The organism is Prevotella micans F0438 (assembly GCF_000243035.1).
GTDB classification, from domain to species: domain Bacteria; phylum Bacteroidota; class Bacteroidia; order Bacteroidales; family Bacteroidaceae; genus Prevotella; species Prevotella micans.
This window is the reverse complement of record NZ_JH594523.1, coordinates 75,313-93,283: the sequence shown is the minus strand read 5'-3', so window position 1 is coordinate 93,283 and position 17,971 is coordinate 75,313. Positions and strand designations below refer to the sequence as shown.

15 protein-coding genes are annotated in these 17,971 nt (G+C 46.5%); 7 read left to right on the top strand and 8 right to left on the bottom strand.

The window, feature by feature from the left end; genetic code table 11:
• Positions 1–27: 27 nt before the first annotated feature.
• Complete coding sequence (locus tag HMPREF9140_RS08180) at positions 28–1,776, bottom strand: DEAD/DEAH box helicase (RefSeq protein ID WP_018572022.1); 1,749 nt, start codon at positions 1,774–1,776, stop codon at positions 28–30.
• A gap of 331 nt (positions 1,777–2,107) precedes the next feature.
• Between HMPREF9140_RS08180 and ung the strand changes: the two genes are divergently transcribed.
• The gene (gene ung, locus HMPREF9140_RS08175; RefSeq protein WP_006953229.1) at positions 2,108–2,773 is read left to right on the top strand and encodes a uracil-DNA glycosylase; all 666 of its coding nucleotides are present in this window, start codon (positions 2,108–2,110) and stop codon (positions 2,771–2,773) included.
• A gap of 20 nt (positions 2,774–2,793) precedes the next feature.
• Here ung and mutL read toward each other — a convergent pair whose 3' ends face one another.
• The 7 genes from mutL to HMPREF9140_RS08140 all read right to left on the bottom strand — a co-directional run bounded on the left by mutL (position 2,794) and on the right by HMPREF9140_RS08140 (position 12,731).
• Positions 2,794–4,581: a DNA mismatch repair endonuclease MutL gene (gene mutL, locus HMPREF9140_RS08170; RefSeq protein WP_006953228.1), complete on the bottom strand. Its 1,788-nt coding sequence runs from the start codon at positions 4,579–4,581 to the stop codon at positions 2,794–2,796.
• Positions 4,582–4,887: 306 nt separating this feature from the next.
• Positions 4,888–5,133 (bottom strand): hypothetical protein, encoded by a 246-nt coding sequence (locus tag HMPREF9140_RS08165; protein ID WP_006953227.1) that lies wholly within the window; start codon positions 5,131–5,133, stop codon positions 4,888–4,890.
• 5 nt (positions 5,134–5,138) lie between these two features.
• Positions 5,139–7,073 carry an OstA-like protein gene (locus tag HMPREF9140_RS08160; RefSeq protein ID WP_006953226.1) on the bottom strand — a complete coding sequence of 645 codons (1,935 nt, stop codon included), beginning with the start codon at positions 7,071–7,073 and terminating at the stop codon, positions 5,139–5,141.
• The gene (locus HMPREF9140_RS08155; RefSeq protein ID WP_006953225.1) at positions 7,070–8,524 is read right to left on the bottom strand and encodes a peptidylprolyl isomerase; all 1,455 of its coding nucleotides are present in this window, start codon (positions 8,522–8,524) and stop codon (positions 7,070–7,072) included. The genes HMPREF9140_RS08160 and HMPREF9140_RS08155 overlap by 4 nt, the downstream gene beginning before the upstream one ends.
• 2 nt (positions 8,525–8,526) lie before the next feature.
• The gene (locus tag HMPREF9140_RS08150) at positions 8,527–9,951 is read right to left on the bottom strand and encodes a peptidylprolyl isomerase (RefSeq protein ID WP_006953224.1); all 1,425 of its coding nucleotides are present in this window, start codon (positions 9,949–9,951) and stop codon (positions 8,527–8,529) included.
• A gap of 14 nt (positions 9,952–9,965) precedes the next feature.
• Complete coding sequence (gene guaB / locus HMPREF9140_RS08145; protein ID WP_006953223.1) at positions 9,966–11,450, bottom strand: IMP dehydrogenase; 1,485 nt, start codon at positions 11,448–11,450, stop codon at positions 9,966–9,968.
• A gap of 216 nt (positions 11,451–11,666) precedes the next feature.
• On the bottom strand, positions 11,667–12,731 hold the full coding sequence (locus HMPREF9140_RS08140) for a glycosyltransferase family 4 protein (protein ID WP_006953221.1): 1,065 nt from the start codon (positions 12,729–12,731) through the stop codon (positions 11,667–11,669).
• Between the two features lie 117 nt (positions 12,732–12,848).
• Between HMPREF9140_RS08140 and HMPREF9140_RS08135 the strand changes: the two genes are divergently transcribed.
• From HMPREF9140_RS08135 to ruvC, 6 genes are all read left to right on the top strand, one after another.
• Positions 12,849–13,715: a glycosyltransferase gene (locus HMPREF9140_RS08135; protein ID WP_006953219.1), complete on the top strand. Its 867-nt coding sequence runs from the start codon at positions 12,849–12,851 to the stop codon at positions 13,713–13,715.
• Positions 13,712–14,413, top strand: a complete 702-nt coding sequence (locus HMPREF9140_RS08130; RefSeq protein WP_006953217.1) for a glycosyltransferase family 2 protein — start codon at positions 13,712–13,714, stop codon at positions 14,411–14,413. Before HMPREF9140_RS08135 ends, HMPREF9140_RS08130 begins: the two co-directional genes overlap by 4 nt.
• A 504-nt stretch (positions 14,414–14,917) precedes the next feature.
• Positions 14,918–15,652 (top strand): RsiV family protein, encoded by a 735-nt coding sequence (locus HMPREF9140_RS08125; protein WP_018572019.1) that lies wholly within the window; start codon positions 14,918–14,920, stop codon positions 15,650–15,652.
• A 1-nt stretch (position 15,653) separates the two neighbouring features.
• Entirely contained in the window at positions 15,654–16,280 is a 627-nt protein-coding gene (gene rsmG / locus HMPREF9140_RS08120) for a 16S rRNA (guanine(527)-N(7))-methyltransferase RsmG (protein WP_006953214.1), read from the top strand.
• Between the two features lie 7 nt (positions 16,281–16,287).
• The gene (locus tag HMPREF9140_RS08115) at positions 16,288–16,932 is read left to right on the top strand and encodes an MBL fold metallo-hydrolase (protein WP_006953213.1); all 645 of its coding nucleotides are present in this window, start codon (positions 16,288–16,290) and stop codon (positions 16,930–16,932) included.
• Positions 16,929–17,507 carry a crossover junction endodeoxyribonuclease RuvC gene (ruvC, locus tag HMPREF9140_RS08110; protein WP_006953211.1) on the top strand — a complete coding sequence of 193 codons (579 nt, stop codon included), beginning with the start codon at positions 16,929–16,931 and terminating at the stop codon, positions 17,505–17,507. Before HMPREF9140_RS08115 ends, ruvC begins: the two co-directional genes overlap by 4 nt.
• The last annotated feature ends 464 nt before the right edge of the window (positions 17,508–17,971 follow it).

The following is a 17,971-nucleotide window of genomic DNA, read 5'->3' as shown; positions in this document are numbered from 1 at the left end:
CTATTATAATTAAGGTAGGTAATAAAATTATTGATTTGTTAGGAGTTCTTTCCAATCATTCTTTTTGAATTTGTATTGCGATGGTTGGTCGGTTTGCTTCTTTGTGTACCTGCTTTTGATAGTTTCTTTTTTACCACGTGATTGGGGACGAGATTTATCGTCGGCATAATTGCATCGCACCTTCCGCCCTCGATAATAGGTTCCGTCGAGCGCGCGAGCAACTTTCCGAAGGTCTTGTTTGGGTACTTCAAAATAGGTTTGCTTTGGTAGGATGTCAATGTGTCCAACCTCCTGGCGACCGTGAATATTGCGATTGATAAATTGCATTATTTCGGCAGGATAAAAGCCATCGACCTTGCCGAGGTTAATAAATAGTCGTGCATATCCTTCCTCGGTTTTTCGTTGGTCGCGTTTTGTTTTGTTGTCGGAATCCTTACGGCGAGAAGAGGAGGGCTTTTCGATTTGTGGTGCATTCTTGTAGTACTGTAGAAATCGTCCGAATGTTGTGGTAACGATTTTCTTTATTATGTCCTCTTTGTCAATATATTCGAACTGGCGTTTAATGTCGGCCATATATGGTTTGATTTGCTGTTCATCAACATCAGTTTTGAGGATATTGTCCATCGTTTTGAAGAGTTGTTTTTTACAGATATCTTCGGGACTGGGCAGAGTTCCGTCGATAAATTCTTTTCCTATTTCACGTTGTATGTTCTTGACTTTCGATTTCTCTCGTGTGTGGATTATTGAAATAGATGTTCCTTTTTTGCCAGCGCGACCGGTTCGACCAGAGCGATGAGTGTAGTTCTCAATATCGTCGGGAAGACCGTAGTTTATTACGTGTGTAAGGTCGTCAACATCCAGTCCACGTGCTGCCACGTCGGTAGCCACTAGCAGTTGTGTGAGATGCGAGCGGAACTTTTGCATAGTTAAGTCGCGTTGAGGTTGTGACAGATCGCCATGTAGCGATTCTGCGTTATATCCGTCTTTGATAAGCTTGTCGGCAATCTCTTGTGTTTCGATTTTAGTTCGGCAAAAAATAATGGCGTATATCTTAGGATAGAAGTCGACAAGCCGTTTCAGGGCGAGATATTTATCTTTCGCATTGACGCAATAGTATATGTGATTCACGTGCTCGGCTCCCTCGTTTCTGGAGCCCACTACGATTTGCTTGTAGTTGTTGAGATATCCCTTTGCCACCCGCTCTACCTCTCGACTCATTGTAGCCGAGAAGAGCAACGTATTACGGTTATCTGGCACTCCGGTTAGAATTTCGGTTATGCTTTCCTGGAATCCCATGTTGAGCATTTCGTCGGCCTCGTCGAGCACAACGTTGGTCACGTCTTGCAATTTGGCTTTTCCGCGGTGCATCAAGTCGATGAGCCGCCCGGGCGTTGCAACTATTATTTGTGCCCCGTGTCTGAGCTGTTTTATTTGTGTCTCAATGGATGCTCCGCCATAAACAGCGGCGATATGGAGATGCGGAATATATTTTCCAAATTCGCTCAGGTCGTCAGCAATCTGTAGGCAAAGTTCGCGAGTTGGACTAAGTACCACGGCCTGTGTCGTTCTGCTATCGGTGTCAATTCTCTGTAGTAATGGAATTCCGAAGGCTGCTGTTTTTCCAGTTCCGGTTTGTGCCAGTGCGATGATGTCGTTTTTATTTCCAAGCAGATAAGGAATCACTTCCTCCTGAACGGGCATAGGCTGTTCGAATCCCAATTCGCTGATGGCGCGAAGAATATTTTCGTTCACGCCAAGTTCTTCAAATGTTTTCAATTCTTTGCTTTTTAAATTATTCTTGATTTGCGAAGAGGAATAACGCCCGTCGAAACTAACCCACTTGAAAACTCTAGACGAGGCATACTCTCTTTCATGGTTGGCAAAGGTACGGCGCAAGATACCACTAACTCGCAAGTACCAATATTTTTATTGTGTAGAAGAGTTGAAGAATTCACGTTATATCTGTTTATAGAATGATATCAATCTTATTATTCCCAGAATTATCATTCAAGGAGTATCTTACTTTGAGAACGGCATATAGAGCCCATGTTGTTTTTAGTATTTTTGCCTGCACTTTTAGACATTAAATGGAAGGAACATCTTAGAAATGGAAGTTAAAATTGAAGAAAGCTGGCGAGGACAGCTTGCAGACGAGTTCGGTAAGCCTTATTTCAGTGAACTGGCAGAAGCAGTTAGACGAGAATATGGGCAGTTTGTTTGCTATCCACCGGGAAGATTAATTTTTAATGCGTTCAATCTTTGTGCGTTTGAGGATGTGAAGGTGGTTATCATAGGGCAAGACCCTTATCATGAGCCGGGGCAGGCCATGGGACTGAGTTTCTCGGTACCCGATACAATTGCCATCCCGCCATCGTTGGTGAATATTTATAAAGAGATTGCAGCCGATTTGGGAACAGTGACGCCTCAATCTGGTAATCTAAGTCGTTGGGCTAAGCAGGGAGTATTGTTGCTCAACGCCACACTTACGGTGAGGGCACATGTGGCAAACAGTCATCAGCATTTGGGTTGGGGGCGATTCACCGATGCGGTGATTAGTGCTTTGAGTACAGGTCGGGAGAATTTGGTATTTATGCTTTGGGGCGGATTTGCGCGTTCAAAGAAGAGTCTCATCGACCAAGGCAAACATCTGGTATTAGAGTCGGTACATCCGTCACCGTTGTCGGCTAACCGTGGCGGTTGGTTTGGGAACCGGCATTTTTCGCGTTGCAACGAATATTTGTTGCAACACGGCCAGAGACAAATTGAGTGGTAAGACATCTTCGGTGAGGGAGATTATTTGTCGAACAGGGAGTCGATATCGGATTGGGACATAATGGAGATTATTTTTTGTCCGTCGGGCGTGTAATTCACATTTTCGCATGCGAACAGGGAGTTCACTATATTCTCCATTTCCTGGTTTCCGAGTACTTGACCGTATGGGATTGCGGCATTGCGAGCCAAACTTAGAGCGAGGGTGTGGTCGATATCGGTTCGGGTGTTTGAAGTGATTTCGTTCACAGATGCAAGCATTTCGGCAAGCAGATTGGCAATGTTAAGGCCTTCAAGACCGGAAGGAATTCCATTTACGGCATATGAGCCGTCACCGATGTCGGTTAGCTCAAAGCCCATTTCGTTAAGTTCAGGCAGAATTGTTTCGGCGAATTGGTTGGTTTTGGTAGGGAGTTGTATTATTTCAGGGAAGAGAAGTTTTTGTGTGTTACGTTTCTTGGTTTCGATTTGCCGCATGTAGTCTTCGTATAGTATTCTGATGTGTGCCTGGTGTTGGTCAATTATCATGAGACCGGATTTTACGGCTGTCATGATATATTTTCCTTTGTATTGATAGTGCGCAGGCGATTTTTCTTCAATTATACTGTTTTCTTGTTCGTTGTTTTCGAAGAGCGTTGGTTCTTCGGCCGTAATTTGGGAGTAGATTGTTTCCCAATTGTCGAGATTACGTTTGTGCGGTGTTTCGCGGAATGGGTTATAATCTGGATTGAGATTTATTTTCGGTGCGGAGGTATGCGTGTCGGGGTTGAAGATGGGGATATCCGGTCGGCCCTCGTTATTGAAGTCGATTGCGGGAACGTCGTTGAATCGTCCCACGGCTTCTTTTACTGCTGCCATTAGGATTTGCCACACGGCTTGTTCGCTTTCGAATTTTATTTCGGTTTTGGTTGGGTGGATATTTACGTCGATTGTTTCGGCAGGTACTTCAAAGTAGATGAAATAGGGTACTTGTTCGCCTGGCGGTATGAGTCGTTCGAAGGCTACTTGTATGGCGCGGTTAAAGTAGGGGTGTTTCATGTATCGGCCGTTGACGAAGAAATATTGCAGTGCTCCTTTTTTCCGTGCTGAGTCGGGTTTACCTACGAATCCGTGCAGATTGCAGAGGGTTGTCTCGACGTTTACGGGAAGGAGTCCTTGGCTTAGTCGTTTGCCGAAGATGTCGACAATTCGCTGTTTGTAGCCGGATGGTTTTAGATTGTAAAGTTCGGTGTTGTTGCTGTGGAGGGTGAAGGCGATGTTTGGATATACGAGGGCTATGCGTTCGAAGGCTGTGATTATGTTGTTTAACTCTGTGGAGTTCGATTTGAGGAATTTGCGTCTGGCTGGTACGTTGAAGAATAGGTTTTCGACTAGGAAGTTGCTTCCTGCCGGACAGGAGCATGGTTCTTGTGATAGGATTTTACTGCCGGCGATGGAGAGCGATGTTCCCAGTTGGTCGGCCTCGCGTCGTGTTCGGAGTTCCACCTGTGCTACGGCGGCTATTGAGGCTAGTGCTTCGCCGCGGAATCCCATGGTTTGGAGCGTGAACAGGTCGGCCGCATCTCGAATTTTTGAGGTTGCGTGTCGTTCGAATGCCATTAGGGCGTCGGTGGCTGTCATTCCCGAGCCATTGTCGAGTACTTGTACGGAGGTTCGTCCGGCGTCCACAACGGCAATGTTTATGGTCGTGGCTCGTGCGTCGATGGCGTTTTCAACGAGTTCTTTTATGATGGATGCTGGCCGTTGAATTACTTCGCCGGCTGCGATTTGATTGGCCACGTTGTCGGGCAGGAGTTGAATTATGTCGCTCATGTAAATTTTATTTCTGAAAATCTGTAGACTTCTATTTCGTTGCCCGGAGGCTATTTTATGAGGTTCGGAAAATGGCTGGAACGCCTTGTTTCCGGGCGATTCCCATTTCTCTTGAAAATGCATGCGTATGCTCCTGAATTTCTTCCCGTATGCACGTAAATTTCTATACGTATCCCCATAAATTTCTTCCCGTATAGAAATTTATGGGGATACGTATAGAAATTTACGTGCATACGTATGTAATTTCCAGAGCATGCGGATGGCGTTGTGTTTCTGCTTTGAGCTTTATCATTATTTTGCTCCTCCTTAGGTTAAGCTGCCGAGCAGGAGTAGGAAAAATAGTAGTATGATTACTATTAAACCTATCGATTGCCACGTACGATTGTCTGGGCGATTGCTACGGCGCGAACGGAAGGCTTCGTGAATTGATTGGCGGCTGGATTGATGGGAGGCGTCGGCGTGCTTGAGCTTTTCGATGCGCTCTTTGCGCTCGTCGACGTACTGATAGATGTGATTGAATCGCCGCGGTTTGGGCTGGTTGAAGAATCCCATGAATTTTATTTTCCGATTATGTTTTGCCGGGGTGGGGTGGCAATGGCTCGCTTGCGAATTTCGTTTGCATTTTCGCGGCTCACCTTTCTATATATGTCGAACTTGTCGAGCGGGCGGATTAGGGGATACCATTGGAAGTTGGGCAGTTTGAGGCGGTCGGGGGGAATCTGTGTCATGGGGTATACCACTCCGTCGGCTTTGGGCATCCATATTTTTTGGAGCTTCCGGAGTTCGGACATATATATGCGCATGGTGTCGGTTTCGGTGTAGTTCATTGCGATGAGCGACCCGTCTTTGTCGTCGGCCCGATAGTAAACCACGAGAACATTGCCTATCGCGTCGGCTCGTCGAACGTTACCATCGATAAAATCGGCAGTCATTCTGTTAGATGAAATCTGATTGAACCTGTCGTTCTCATTGAGTTCTTCCACCGAAAGGGCGTTGCCAAAAACATAGGCTTTCTTTATTGTAGAGTCGTTCATGTAGGCTTTGATAGAATCTCCCAGTAGCTGCCGGCGCCCGCTCCAAACAATCGGGTCTTCGTACATCGTTATGCATGAATCGCGAGAGTTGATGACGAGAAATCCGCAGACGGCCTGCACGTCTGTCCGGAAAGCGCGTACATTATGAACTCCGTAGATTTCGCGGTACATCTGTGGGGTGTTGAAGTGGAAGGTTTTCATGCTGATGGTGTCGGCATGCATAAAAAGTGTGTCGCCGCGCGAGAAATCCTTAACCGTCGGTCCGGGATTTCCTCCGTAGGCAATGGCAACCGTGTCGGTGTAGTGAACATAATCGCCGCGAAAGGCGTGTTTGCGCTTATAATCTATGAAATCCACATCGCCTTCGCCGTGGGCTTCATGATTGTTGCTATAGGTGAGGTCGCGACCGGTGATGGTTCGTTGCTTTAAGTTGTCCACAATCTTTACGTTGCCATGCCCTTCACTGTGACCTGTTTTGGCGTTGTAGACAACGTTGTCGCCTGTGATGATTCGCTTCCGGAGATTGTCTACTATTCGCATATTACCGTGTCCTTCGGTGTATCCTGTTTTAGCGTTGTAAACAACGTCGTCGCCGGTGATGGTTCGCCGATTTACCTTGTCTACAATCTTGACATTGCCGTGTCCTTCGGCATCGCCGGTGGTGCTGTTGTAGCTTATATTTTCGCCCTCCACATCGCGTTGAGGCGAGGTTATGGTTGAATGCCCGAAGAGCTCCATTTGGTCGGTTTTGCTGTTGTATGTTCCATTGTTTGTGTGGACTATTTCGCCTTTTGCTGTTCTGATGACAGATTTTCCGATGACGTTCATCACTCCTGTTTCGGTGTTTCCTCGTGCTGAAGGTGTGTTTATTCGATATTTCGGACTGCGGATAACTACATCGCCGTAGAAGTTTGCGTCGTGTGTTTTGGTGTTGTAATCTCCGCGGTCGGCTACGACGGTACTGGGACCATAAACTAGCGTGCCTCGTCCGCCGAAATAGGTTGCAATGTTCGAAACCATATCGTAATCGAGGCTATCGCATCTTAGCGAACGCCCCGGTTCGCGGAAGAAAACATTCTTTCTGGCGTGCATCTGCTGCATCATCCCGTCATAATGTGCCCGTTCGCATGTTAGGCGCATTCCGTCGGAGCGTCGTAGGTCGACATGCCCGAAGACCTTGAACCAATTTTGCTTGTCGTTGAGATAGGCGCTGTCGCAAAGCAAAATCATATCCTTATAGCGAAACTTTACTCTCCCCGTAGCAATCTGCACGTCGGGCATCACGAACTGGTCATAGCGCAGTTTGTCGGCGTGGTCGATAAACACCTTCTCGCCTTTGGACGCTGGTTTTGTCTGTGCCTCGATTGTGATAGGGAGGCCTAAGCCAAACAGGCATAGAATCCAAATAATAAGGATTCTATGCCCGCAAAAGGATATGCTCTTGTTGTTTGAATTCATCTAACCCAACCTTCGTATTCAAACTTGCAGTCTGTTCTGTAGCGAGGATTTATACGCACGTAAGTGTCTTTGACCTTTTTCTCTACCCAGTCGTGAATAATTTTCTGCCGACGCTGGGCTATAACTATGTTTTTCATTTCCTGAAAGTCTTCGGTGATGGTGGCGCGATGCTCGGGCGTTCTACTTTTTAGTTTAACTATGGCGCATAGCGTTTTGCCTTTGTCGTTAACCATCTGGAACGAACGAGAAACTTCGCCCACCTTTAGCGTGTCTACAATTCGCGCGACCTCGGTTGGCAGATCTTTCATTTTGAAGCGTGAAGTGCGTTCGCTTGCCGAGGAGTTAACCATTAAACCGTTGTTATTGCGAGTGTCTTTATCGTCGGAAACATAGGCGGCTGCAACATCAAACGAATATTTGTCGGCTCTTATTTCGTCTGCAATAGAGTCGAGTCTTTGCTTTGCTTCGTCAATAGCCGATTGTGAAATGCGAGGCTTTATTAATATGTGGCGGCAGTTTATTTTATCGCCACGGCGGTCGATAAACTGAATTATGTGATAACCGAACTCGCTCTCTACAACCTTCGATAATTTTTTCGGGTCGGTGAGATTGAAAGCAGCTGCGGCAAATGCCGGATCGAGCATCCCACGCCCCATATAACCCAGTTCGCCTCCCTGACGCGCCGAGCCAGTGTCCTCGGAATATAGCCGAGCCAGTGTTTGGAAAGAAGTTTCGCCTTTATTGACCCGTTCGGTGTAGTCACGCAACTGATTCTTTATGCGGTTCACCTCGTCCGGAGATATCTTTGGCATCTGCGTTATTATTTGCACCTCGACAGTTGTGGGAATGAGTGGAATACTGTCTGCCGGGAGATTCTTGAAATATTCGCGCACTTCAGCCGGCGAAATCTTTACGTCGCCGATGAGGGACTCTTGCATCTTCTGAACAAGTTGCATGTTCTTTATATCGTCGTGCAAGTCTTGACGAATTTGTGAAAGCGTTTTGTGCTGATATTCCTCGAGCTTTTCTTTCGAACCGATTTGTGGCAGTGCAATCCAATAGTTTATTCGTTGGTCGATTTGCTGCGATATTTCGGACTCCGATACCTTGATACTATCGAGCGCGGCCTGATGTAGGAAGAGTTTCTGCACGGCCAGCTGCTCCAATATCGAACAGAGAGGGTCGCTCTTCCACTTTACACCCTCAGCCTCGGCTTGCAGTTTCATCACTTCGACGTCCGACTTTAATATCGGTTCATCACCGACAACCCAAATCACCTCGTCAACAACATTGTTGGATTCAATCGAATCGGATATTGATATCACTGGCTTTTCGGTTGAATCAGCGGGCACTATCGCTCCGTTCGAGATGTAGGCCCCAGCTCGCAAACCCAACACAGAAAGAGCCGCGCAAGCCAGCAGAAGAGCCGATTTCTGTTTTCTTATTCTCATGATTAGTGTTTGTTTACGGTCAGCAGAACGTCACGATTCACAACAACCTTATATTTTCTGCGAAGTTCGCCCAGCCAAGCTCTTTCCAGTTCTTCCTGATAATCGGAAACAACCTGTCCGCGTACGTCGTCCATCACTTCAGGCGCTTTTATTTTTTTTCCATAGACGGCGTCGAAAGGATAATTCTTCACGGGTGACAGGACTGTATCTTTCTTGAAGATTTCTTTATCTACGAGTGCATTATCGCCTTTCTTAAAAATACCTTTCTCGACTCTGATACGTATTACGCTGTCGTTGTTGAATGCTTTGCGCAACTTTTCTCCCCATTGGGCGAACGGCGTTTTGGCAATGCAATCTCTAACGGCTTTTATGTCGGCCTTGTTCTTCGTGTGATAAGCGATACCCTTGAATCGTGGTTCCTCCCATTTGTAGTCTTTCTTATGCTTCTTGAAATAGGCTTCCAATCCAGCCTCATCTTTAGCTGCCTTCTCCCAAACAGTGCGATTACTGATTTCGAAGAGAAGAAGTCCGTCGTGATATTCCTTTACCAGATTCTTTAAATCAGAGTCCTTAGCTTCCATCTCGGCCAATCGCTTGTCGAGAATCTGTTCGGGCGTCACTCCGGTGCCAGCGAGCTTAGCCAGTGTGTCGAGCTTTTGATTGATGATTTGCTCTTTCACTCCTCGTGCCTCTATGAAGCGGATGATATCGTTCCGAACCGAATCATAAGGATAGAAGTTCTGCTTGCTAATCATTTTGATTATGTGGTAGCCGAATGGCGATAGCACAGGCTGACTAATCTCTCCGGGTTTCAGGGCCAGTAATGCGCGTTCGAACTCCGGCACAGTTTGTCCTTTTGTAATTAGCGGAAGTTCTCCACCGTTCATCGCAGAACCCTTATCGGTAGAAAAAATCCTTGCAAGTGCAGCAAAGTTGCCGCCTTTGTTGAGAACGTTATAGATAGAATCGGCCCGATTCTTAATAGTTGTCTGTTCGGCATTGTCAGCCTTTTGCTCGAGCCCCAGTAGGATATGTGCACATTTAATCATACCGCCACTACCGTCTATTCGTTCTTGCGTTTCGCGATAAATCTTCCGAGCCTCGTTTTCAACATCTTCATTGGTTATGAACGACGGACGAATTTGCTGGTCGCGATAGCTCATGAACTCCGACTTGAACGACTGGAGTGTGTCCAACCGAGCATCGAGTGCGGCCTGCACCTTGAGTTTATAATTGATGAACAGGTCGACATATTCGTCAATCGACTTCCGGTCGATAACCCCGTCGGTGTTATTCTTGTTATAGGAATATTCGAATTCCGAACGGCTTACCGGCTGACCGTTTATAGTCATTATTGTCGGGTCGTTCTGTGCGCAGGCCATCGTGCCGCAAAGCAGAAGGGCTGATAATAATACTTTGGTTCTCATGTTTGTATTTGTTTTTATTCTGATCTCGAATAGTTAGGTGCTTCGCTTGTGATAGAGATGTCGTGCGGATGACTTTCCAACACACCGGCATTTGTTATGCGAGTGAACTTGGCGTTATGCAACCCTGCAATTGAAGATGCGCCACAATAGCCCATTCCCGAGCGCAAACCGCCTACGAGTTGATAAATAACCTCCTGAACCGTTCCTTTATAAGGAACTCTACCGGCTATTCCTTCCGGTACAAGTTTCTTCACGTCGCAAACATCGCCTTGGAAATAGCGGTCGCGCGAACCGTTTTTCTGTTCCATCGCTTCGAGCGAACCCATGCCGCGGTAGCTTTTGAACTTACGACCATTGAAGATTATCGTGTCGCCAGGCGATTCTTCTGTCCCGGCAACCAGTGAGCCAATCATAACACTACTTCCGCCGGCTGCCAGAGCTTTCACCACGTCGCCCGAATAGCGCAATCCACCATCAGCAATAAGTGGCACGTCGGTTTCTTTCAAGGCCGAATAAACGTCATAGACTGCGCTCAACTGCGGAACGCCAACGCCGGCCACCACGCGGGTTGTGCAGATAGACCCCGGCCCGATTCCTACCTTCACAGCGTCGGCTCCATGTTCAACGAGGAATTTTGCGGCTTCGGCTGTTGCGATATTCCCCACAACTACGTCTAAATTCGGGAAGGCCGCCTTTACATCATGTAGCTTGCCAATGACCCCTTTAGAATGACCGTGAGCCGTGTCGATTACGATTGCATCTACACCGGCTTCAACCAGTGCCTGGGCGCGTTCCATCGTGTCTACCGTGACGCCTACGCCGGCCGCAACGCGTAACCGACCTTTGCTATCCTTACAGGCCATAGGTTTATCCTTGGCCTTAGTTATGTCTTTGTAGGTTATCAGTCCCACAAGTCGATTGTGTTTATCGACAACGGGAAGCTTCTCGATTTTATTTTCTTGCAGTATCTGTGCCGCAGCTGTGAGGTCGGTTTGTTGGTCGGTGGTCACAAGGTTATCTTTCGTCATCACCTCGTCGATGGTCTTGTCTAGTCTACGTTCGAACCGCAAATCGCGGTTGGTTACAATTCCTACAAGATGATTATCCGAATCGACCACCGGGATACCGCCTATGTGATATTCCGACATTATTTTCAGAGCATCTCTCACCGTAAGTCCTTGCCTGATGGTTACCGGGTCGTAAATCATTCCGTTCTCGGCCCGTTTTACGATAGCTACCTGTCGGGCCTGCTCGTCAATGCCCATATTTTTATGAATTACGCCTATGCCTCCTTCGCGTGCGATGGCAATGGCCATCGAGCTTTCGGTTACGGTATCCATAGCGGCCGTAACGAATGGGATATTAAGGTCGATATTGCGTGAAAACCTGGTTTTCAACTCCACCTCTTTGGGCAGTACTTCAGAATAAGCTGGGATTAGGAGGACGTCGTCATAAGTCAGGCCGTCCAAAGTGATTTTATCTGCAACAAATGAAGACATAAAATGTATTTTGGAAATTTATTGCGTGCAAAAATACAGATTATTATTCACTTAACTCATCCATTCCTCCGAGTTAGGCTCTTATTTAACGCTGGGTTGAACGAGGGGTATGCAACTCACAGTGTTATCTCGAAAGAGGATGATGCCGGGACTAAGCCTATCTAGTCCTACTTTAGAGCTCTTCTAGTCCTAGTTCAGAGCTCATCTAGTCCTAGTTCAGATCAGGGAGGAGTATACTTGCATATGCTCGTCGGCGCATTTTTGCCAGGAGAACAACGGAAGACGCAGGGCTGCACGGGTGATGAGAGATTGGCGAAGGGTGGGCGATTCGATAACGGAAAGAATCTTCGAGGTCATATCGTCGGCCGACGAGGGGTTGAAATATAGACCAGCGTCGCCGGCTATCTCCGGGAAACAACTGGCGTCGGAGAGCAGTACGGGGCAGCCGCAGTTCCACGCTTCGAGGATGGGCATGCCGAATCCTTCGTAGAAACTGGGGAATACAAAGGCCAGAGCGTCGCGATAGAGGCGTTCCATCGTGGGCTCATCGGCCATGACGGATTGGATATTGCCGGCGATGCCGAGTTTGTGGTGCAGAGCCTGTTCTTGTTCGGAGAAGTGGGCTGCTGTACAAACAATCTGCAGTTCGGGATGGCGGGCAACTACCATGGAGCAGGCGCGAACGAAGTTTTCGTAGTTCTTGAACTTGGAGCGGCGGCCAACGTAGAGGATATAGGGTGATTGGATGATTCGTTCTTTCGGCAGTCGGGAGAGGTCGGTGCGTTCGATTCCGTGATATATCACATGAACCTTCGACTCGTCGATTGGAAACAGCCTAAGCAGGTCGGCGCGTGTATTTTTACTTACTGTTATGATGGCGTCGGCGCGATTGAGCGATACTCTTTGCCGCTCTACAATCTCGGGATGCGGGTCGATAGTCGAGAGATTCGAGTCGTGATATGTTGTCACCATCGGTCGGTTACCGAGGGCATTGAGACAGTATGTTCCGAAGTTGGTTTGATGGAATACGTCGAATTGTCCGCGTCCGATTTTCCAATTGGTGTAAGGACGGTTGAGACGTTCCTGCAATACGTTTTGTCCGCGGAAATGTTTCTTGCAAGTGGGCGACAGTAGCTGCTTATCTCGAACATACTCGTTGCTCGAAAAGCGTGCAGTACAATCCCAAGTTCCTCGAGGAAGATTGTCCATTAGCATGGCGAAATATTTCGACGCACCACCGTAAATGAGACTGAAAATCTGATGATCGAAGAGTATTTTCATGATATTTCTGCGTTATGTCTTACTTCCGAAGGGCTATTTATGACGTCCGCAAAGTTATGCCCTTTTCCCTAATTGCAGAAGAATGGATAACTTTGCAGCAGTCAGATTTACAACCTCATGAGCCAACTCACACACTTGCAACCTTCGCTTGTTTTTGTTCTTTATAATCCCTCTCCAGCCGAGCTAGAGCATCTTGTTATGATAGCATCTCGATTCAAGGGTGCTATTGCCGACAATTCGGCCGAACCATCGTTCTGCACGTCCATGGTAGGTCGGATGCGTTATGTTTCGATGAACGGAAACAAGGGTATTGCCGCTGCTCAAAATGCAGCTTTAAAGATGGTTTTGGAAGATTCTGAAGTGCAACATGTGGTGTTTTTCGACCAGGACAGTGTTTTCGCCGACACCTATCCCGAACAGATGGTTGGCGAATTCGAACTCGTCCGTAAGACCTATCCCAATCTGGGCGCACTCGGCGCAACGATTGTCGATAAGGAGAACGGTAAGGTCTATCGGTCGGTTATCCACAAGGAACGCCGTGGCGAGGGCAGTTTCGTTTTCAATAATGAGGTTATCGCGTCGGGCACTTGCATTTCGCGCGAAGCTATCGAGACCGTCGGGATGTTCGACGAGCAACTCTTCATTGACTTTGTGGATTGCGAATGGTGTTTCCGAGCCCTATCCAAGGGATTCGTGTGCGGAACTACAACCGCCCTACAGCTGCAACACAAGGTTGGACAGCGGATGCTCAACATCTTCGGACACATTGTTATCATCTCGGCTCCTAAGAGATATTTCTATCAATATCGCAACCTCCTCTTACTTATATCTCGCGCCTATGTTCCGCTTTCGTTCAAAGTAAACAAAGGCGTGAAATTCTTTTTGCGACTCATTTATTTCCCGTTCATCAAAGGCGGAATCGCGCGCTGGCTCTACATGTGGCGCGGAATGTTTGCCGCTATTACAACAAAAGGCAAAAGATGATTTCCGTTTGTATTGCGACCTTTAACGGGGCCAGATTCATTACCGAACAAATTGAATCAATTCTACCGCAACTCGGCTCTGAAGACGAGATTATCGTGTCGGACGACGGTTCGACCGACGCCACCCTATCCATCCTCAGTAACCTCGATGTTCCACAGCTGCGAATTGTTCAAAACCTCGGTAAGCACGGCTATACGCCCAACTTCGAGAACGCCCTATGCGAAGCCCGGGGAGAATATATTTTTCTGTGCGACCAGGACGACATTTGGCAACCCAACAAGGTTGAAACCTGCATGCAGTATTTGAGAGATTATTCTATGGTTGTGTCCGACGCCCGAATCGTTTCGGCCGACGGCACCCCTGTCTCCCCATCGTTTTTCGAAGTCCGCCACACTCGCCACGGCTTTATTAACCAACTTCTTCGGTTCAGCTATCTAGGCTGCTGCCTTGCTTTCAGACGTGAAGTTCTTCGTCGTGCCCTACCATTCCCATCCAATCACCGCTATTGCACACACGACAACTGGCTTACCCTCATTGCTCTCGCTTTCCATACGGTTAAAATCATCGACCGTCCGCTTCTCGCCTATCGTCGTCACGACAACAATGCTTCCACCGGCGGAGCCAAGCAGCACACATCTCTCAGCTTCAAGATAGCTTACCGCGCCTATCTTGTTAGGCATCTCATCTGCAGAATATAGTATTGTAGTTCTGGAATTATAAATTCCGATACTATAAATTTATTTTTATAATCAGCATTGACAATGCTGGTACTACTATTTTATTTTAATCTTACGCATTGTCAATGCCTTAACTTATATTTTATTTTTAGCTGGCGCATTAATAATGCCTTAACTATATTTTTATTTTTAATATCCGCATTGATAAGTTCTTAACTTATATTTTATTTTTAGCTCTCGCATTAATAATGCTGCTATATATATTTTATTTTAAGTATAAGCATTGATAATGCTCTGATTCCAATTATATTTTAAATACCCGCATTAATAATGCCGCTATACATATTTTATTTTAAGTATGAGCATTGATAATGCCCTGATTCCAATTATATTTTAAATACCCGCATTGATAATGCCGATATTATAATTTTATTTTAAACCGCAGCATTGATAATTCCATAGATAATAGTCTATATAGGACTCGCGTATAAATTGAACTCACGTTTGTTTTAGTAATTTTGCGGCATGATGTTACAGAAGATTTTAGCAACATTTCTCTCGTTTTTTATAGCCCTGATTTTGTTAGGATGCACCGGTAAGAAATCGTCCAAAAAACTTACTGTTCCGGTGGGACAAGCGGTGGCCGACACCCTCGTGAAGCTCGACGACACAACGGCGTGCCACGTCCATGTGGAATTTGCTTATCTGAAAGGTGAGAAATATGGTACGGTTAATGATTCGCTGTTGAGGATGGGACTGCTCCAGCCCGATTATTTCTCGATTAGCAATGAACGACTTGTACCTGAAAAGGCCGTCCGAGAATTTGTACGCAGATATATCGCTGAATATCGAGATATGGCGCGGCTCATCCGCGAAACCGAGAAAGGATTGAGTAAACTGAATTGGAATCTTGATATACATACGCAATTCATACCTGGAAAAGGTAATGGGATTGTATGTTTGTCGTCCATTAGACTCGAGAATTCCGGTGTGGGACCTTTAACGTATGTAATCGCGCGGAACTTCGACCCCGAAACCGGAAAGCTCATAACACTGCAGAATGAGTTCGGGAACGATTACAAGAAGCGGCTGGGGGAAAAGATAGCCGAAAAACTCGAGGATATGGATGCTACGACAGCATTTGGCGGTGTTAAGGCCTATCCTACGGAGAACTTTATCCTCACCGACGATTCGCTCACCTTTATATATACGCCCGGAGAACTCGACTCAAAGGAGCGACGAATAACAATTGAATATTGATATGATAGACTTGATAACGAAATATTTTCCTGAAATAAATGAGCGGCAAAAGGAACAGTTCAATGCGCTCGACAGTCTCTACAGGGATTGGAACGCGAAGATTAACGTGATTTCGCGGAAGGACATCGATAATCTCTACGAACATCATGTACTGCATTCGCTAGCAATTGCAAAGATGATTCGTTTCAGAGAGGGGACAAATGTGCTCGATTTCGGTACGGGCGGCGGTTTCCCGGGTATTCCGTTGGCAATTATGTTTCCGGAGGCGAATTTCAAACTGATAGATGGGACAGGCAAGAAAATCCTCGTGACCGAAAAGGTTGCCGAGGCTATCGGATTGGAGAATGTCATGGCGGCACAGATGCGTGGCGAAGACGAACGGGGAAAATTCGACTTCGTCGTCTCACGGGCAGTTATGCCTTTGCCTGACCTGATGAAAATCGTAAGGAAGAATATCGCTCCCGACCAACATAACTCTCTTCCCAATGGACTCTTGGTTCTGAAAGGAGGCAATGTTCAGGAGGAAGTTAAACCCTTCCGCCGAATCGCACAAACAGAGGCAGTGAAGCAGTGGTTCGAGGAACTGTGGTTCGACGAGAAATATATTATTTACATACCAATAGGCTAGGAAGATAATGATTAAGATAGAACGATTTGTGTGCAATATGCTCGAGGAGAATTGTTACGTGGTTCATGATGAAACACAGGAATGCGTAATTATTGATTGTGGAGCCTATTACGAAGAAGACCGAAAAGCAATCGTGAATTTCATTGCGAATAACAATCTTAAGCCGGTTAGACTTCTCTCTACACACGGGCATCTGGACCATAATTTCGGCAATGGTACCATCTTTAAGGCCTATGGACTCAAAGCCGAGGCATCTGAAAAAGACTGTGTACTTATGGAAAATCTGGACAAACAGGCAACCGAGATGTTCGGGATCGAACTTAATAGCGAACTCCCGCCGCTGGGAGATTATCTTAATTTGGAAGAACCTGTCAAGTTCGGAAATCACCAATTCGAAGTCATCGAAACACCAGGGCACACTGGCGGATCGGTTACATTCTATTGTCGGGAGGAGAATATTGCCTTCACCGGCGATACTCTTTTTAAAGGAAGTATCGGACGTACTGATTTCCCAGGCGGAAGTATGTTTCAAATTATCGGTAGCCTGCGGAAACTTTCACAATTGCCCGACCAAACCGGGATATATCCCGGTCATGGACCGAAAACTACAATTGGATTCGAACTGTCGCATAATCCCTATATGGACAGATGAACCATCTCAACCCGCAAATCTCCAAAATAATCCTCGGCATAGACCCCGGAACAAACGTCATGGGCTATGGCGTGCTGCGAGTAACCGGCAATAAGGCCGAACTCGTGGTAATGGGGGTTATTGATATGCGTAAGGAACGAGACTCCTACTTGCGCCTCGGAAAAATATTCGACCGCGTAACGGGAATAATCAAAGAATATCTTCCAGACGAAATGGCTATCGAAGCGCCCTTTTTCGGAAAAAATGTTCAATCAATGCTCAAACTCGGACGAGCACAGGGAGTTGCCATCGCCGCGGCAATTCAGCGCGATGTACCCATTCACGAGTATGCTCCGCTGAAAGTGAAAATGGCGATAACCGGAAATGGTTCGGCCTCGAAAGAACAGGTGGCTGATATGCTCCAGCGACTCCTCAAACTCAAAGATACTCAAATGCCACACTTCATGGACGCAACCGACGCGCTCGGCGTAGCCTACTGCCACTATCTGCAAATGGGACGCCCTGAATCGTCTGACAAGCACTTCTCCTCATGGAAAGATTTCGCAATGAAGAACAAATCGAGAATCAGTGAATAATCCCCGTAGCCGAACTTTTACATTCTTCTCTACCAATCGTAATCAAGTCTAAATCGCAACTGAATATTTTCTCCTACTGTACCTAAATACTTAAAAAACGTAGCCTAATATTTGTCGGAAAAATAGACAATACCCTAAAATTACCTGCACCACCTTCCCAAATCCGCCATATAAGAATCAATGCCTCTGTATTTATCAAAACCTTAAAAAGGGCTGTACACAGTTTTCTTATACAATACCGTTGTAAATTTTTCTCGCAGGCCAATAGAACCCAATCGGCTCTCTACATACAATAAGAATCTCTTTTTTGTGATCTTCTCTGCAATTAATTTATCCTTAAATAGTTCGTCCATATTCCCCACATACAAATACTTCCAAAAATTTCGATGGCCCGCAAACCGCACAAAAATAAAAAAATCAGGTGTGCCCGCACACATCGATACTTTGACAAAAAAAATACGATA

What these genes read in the sequence shown, in the direction of transcription:
- ung (WP_006953229.1), top strand. Translation starts at nt 2,108, where the DNA reads ATGGAAGTTAAAATTGAAGAAAGCTGGCGAGGACAGCTTGCAGACGAG.
- mutL (WP_006953228.1), bottom strand. Translation starts at nt 4,581, where the DNA reads ATGAGCGACATAATTCAACTCCTGCCCGACAACGTGGCCAATCAAATC.
- HMPREF9140_RS08165 (WP_006953227.1), bottom strand. Translation starts at nt 5,133, where the DNA reads ATGGGATTCTTCAACCAGCCCAAACCGCGGCGATTCAATCACATCTAT.
- HMPREF9140_RS08160 (WP_006953226.1), bottom strand. Translation starts at nt 7,073, where the DNA reads ATGAATTCAAACAACAAGAGCATATCCTTTTGCGGGCATAGAATCCTT.
- HMPREF9140_RS08155 (WP_006953225.1), bottom strand. Translation starts at nt 8,524, where the DNA reads ATGAGAATAAGAAAACAGAAATCGGCTCTTCTGCTGGCTTGCGCGGCT.
- HMPREF9140_RS08150 (WP_006953224.1), bottom strand. Translation starts at nt 9,951, where the DNA reads ATGAGAACCAAAGTATTATTATCAGCCCTTCTGCTTTGCGGCACGATG.
- guaB (WP_006953223.1), bottom strand. Translation starts at nt 11,450, where the DNA reads ATGTCTTCATTTGTTGCAGATAAAATCACTTTGGACGGCCTGACTTAT.
- HMPREF9140_RS08140 (WP_006953221.1), bottom strand. Translation starts at nt 12,731, where the DNA reads ATGAAAATACTCTTCGATCATCAGATTTTCAGTCTCATTTACGGTGGT.
- HMPREF9140_RS08135 (WP_006953219.1), top strand. Translation starts at nt 12,849, where the DNA reads ATGAGCCAACTCACACACTTGCAACCTTCGCTTGTTTTTGTTCTTTAT.
- HMPREF9140_RS08130 (WP_006953217.1), top strand. Translation starts at nt 13,712, where the DNA reads ATGATTTCCGTTTGTATTGCGACCTTTAACGGGGCCAGATTCATTACC.
- HMPREF9140_RS08125 (WP_018572019.1), top strand. Translation starts at nt 14,918, where the DNA reads ATGATGTTACAGAAGATTTTAGCAACATTTCTCTCGTTTTTTATAGCC.
- rsmG (WP_006953214.1), top strand. Translation starts at nt 15,654, where the DNA reads ATGATAGACTTGATAACGAAATATTTTCCTGAAATAAATGAGCGGCAA.
- HMPREF9140_RS08115 (WP_006953213.1), top strand. Translation starts at nt 16,288, where the DNA reads ATGATTAAGATAGAACGATTTGTGTGCAATATGCTCGAGGAGAATTGT.
- ruvC (WP_006953211.1), top strand. Translation starts at nt 16,929, where the DNA reads ATGAACCATCTCAACCCGCAAATCTCCAAAATAATCCTCGGCATAGAC.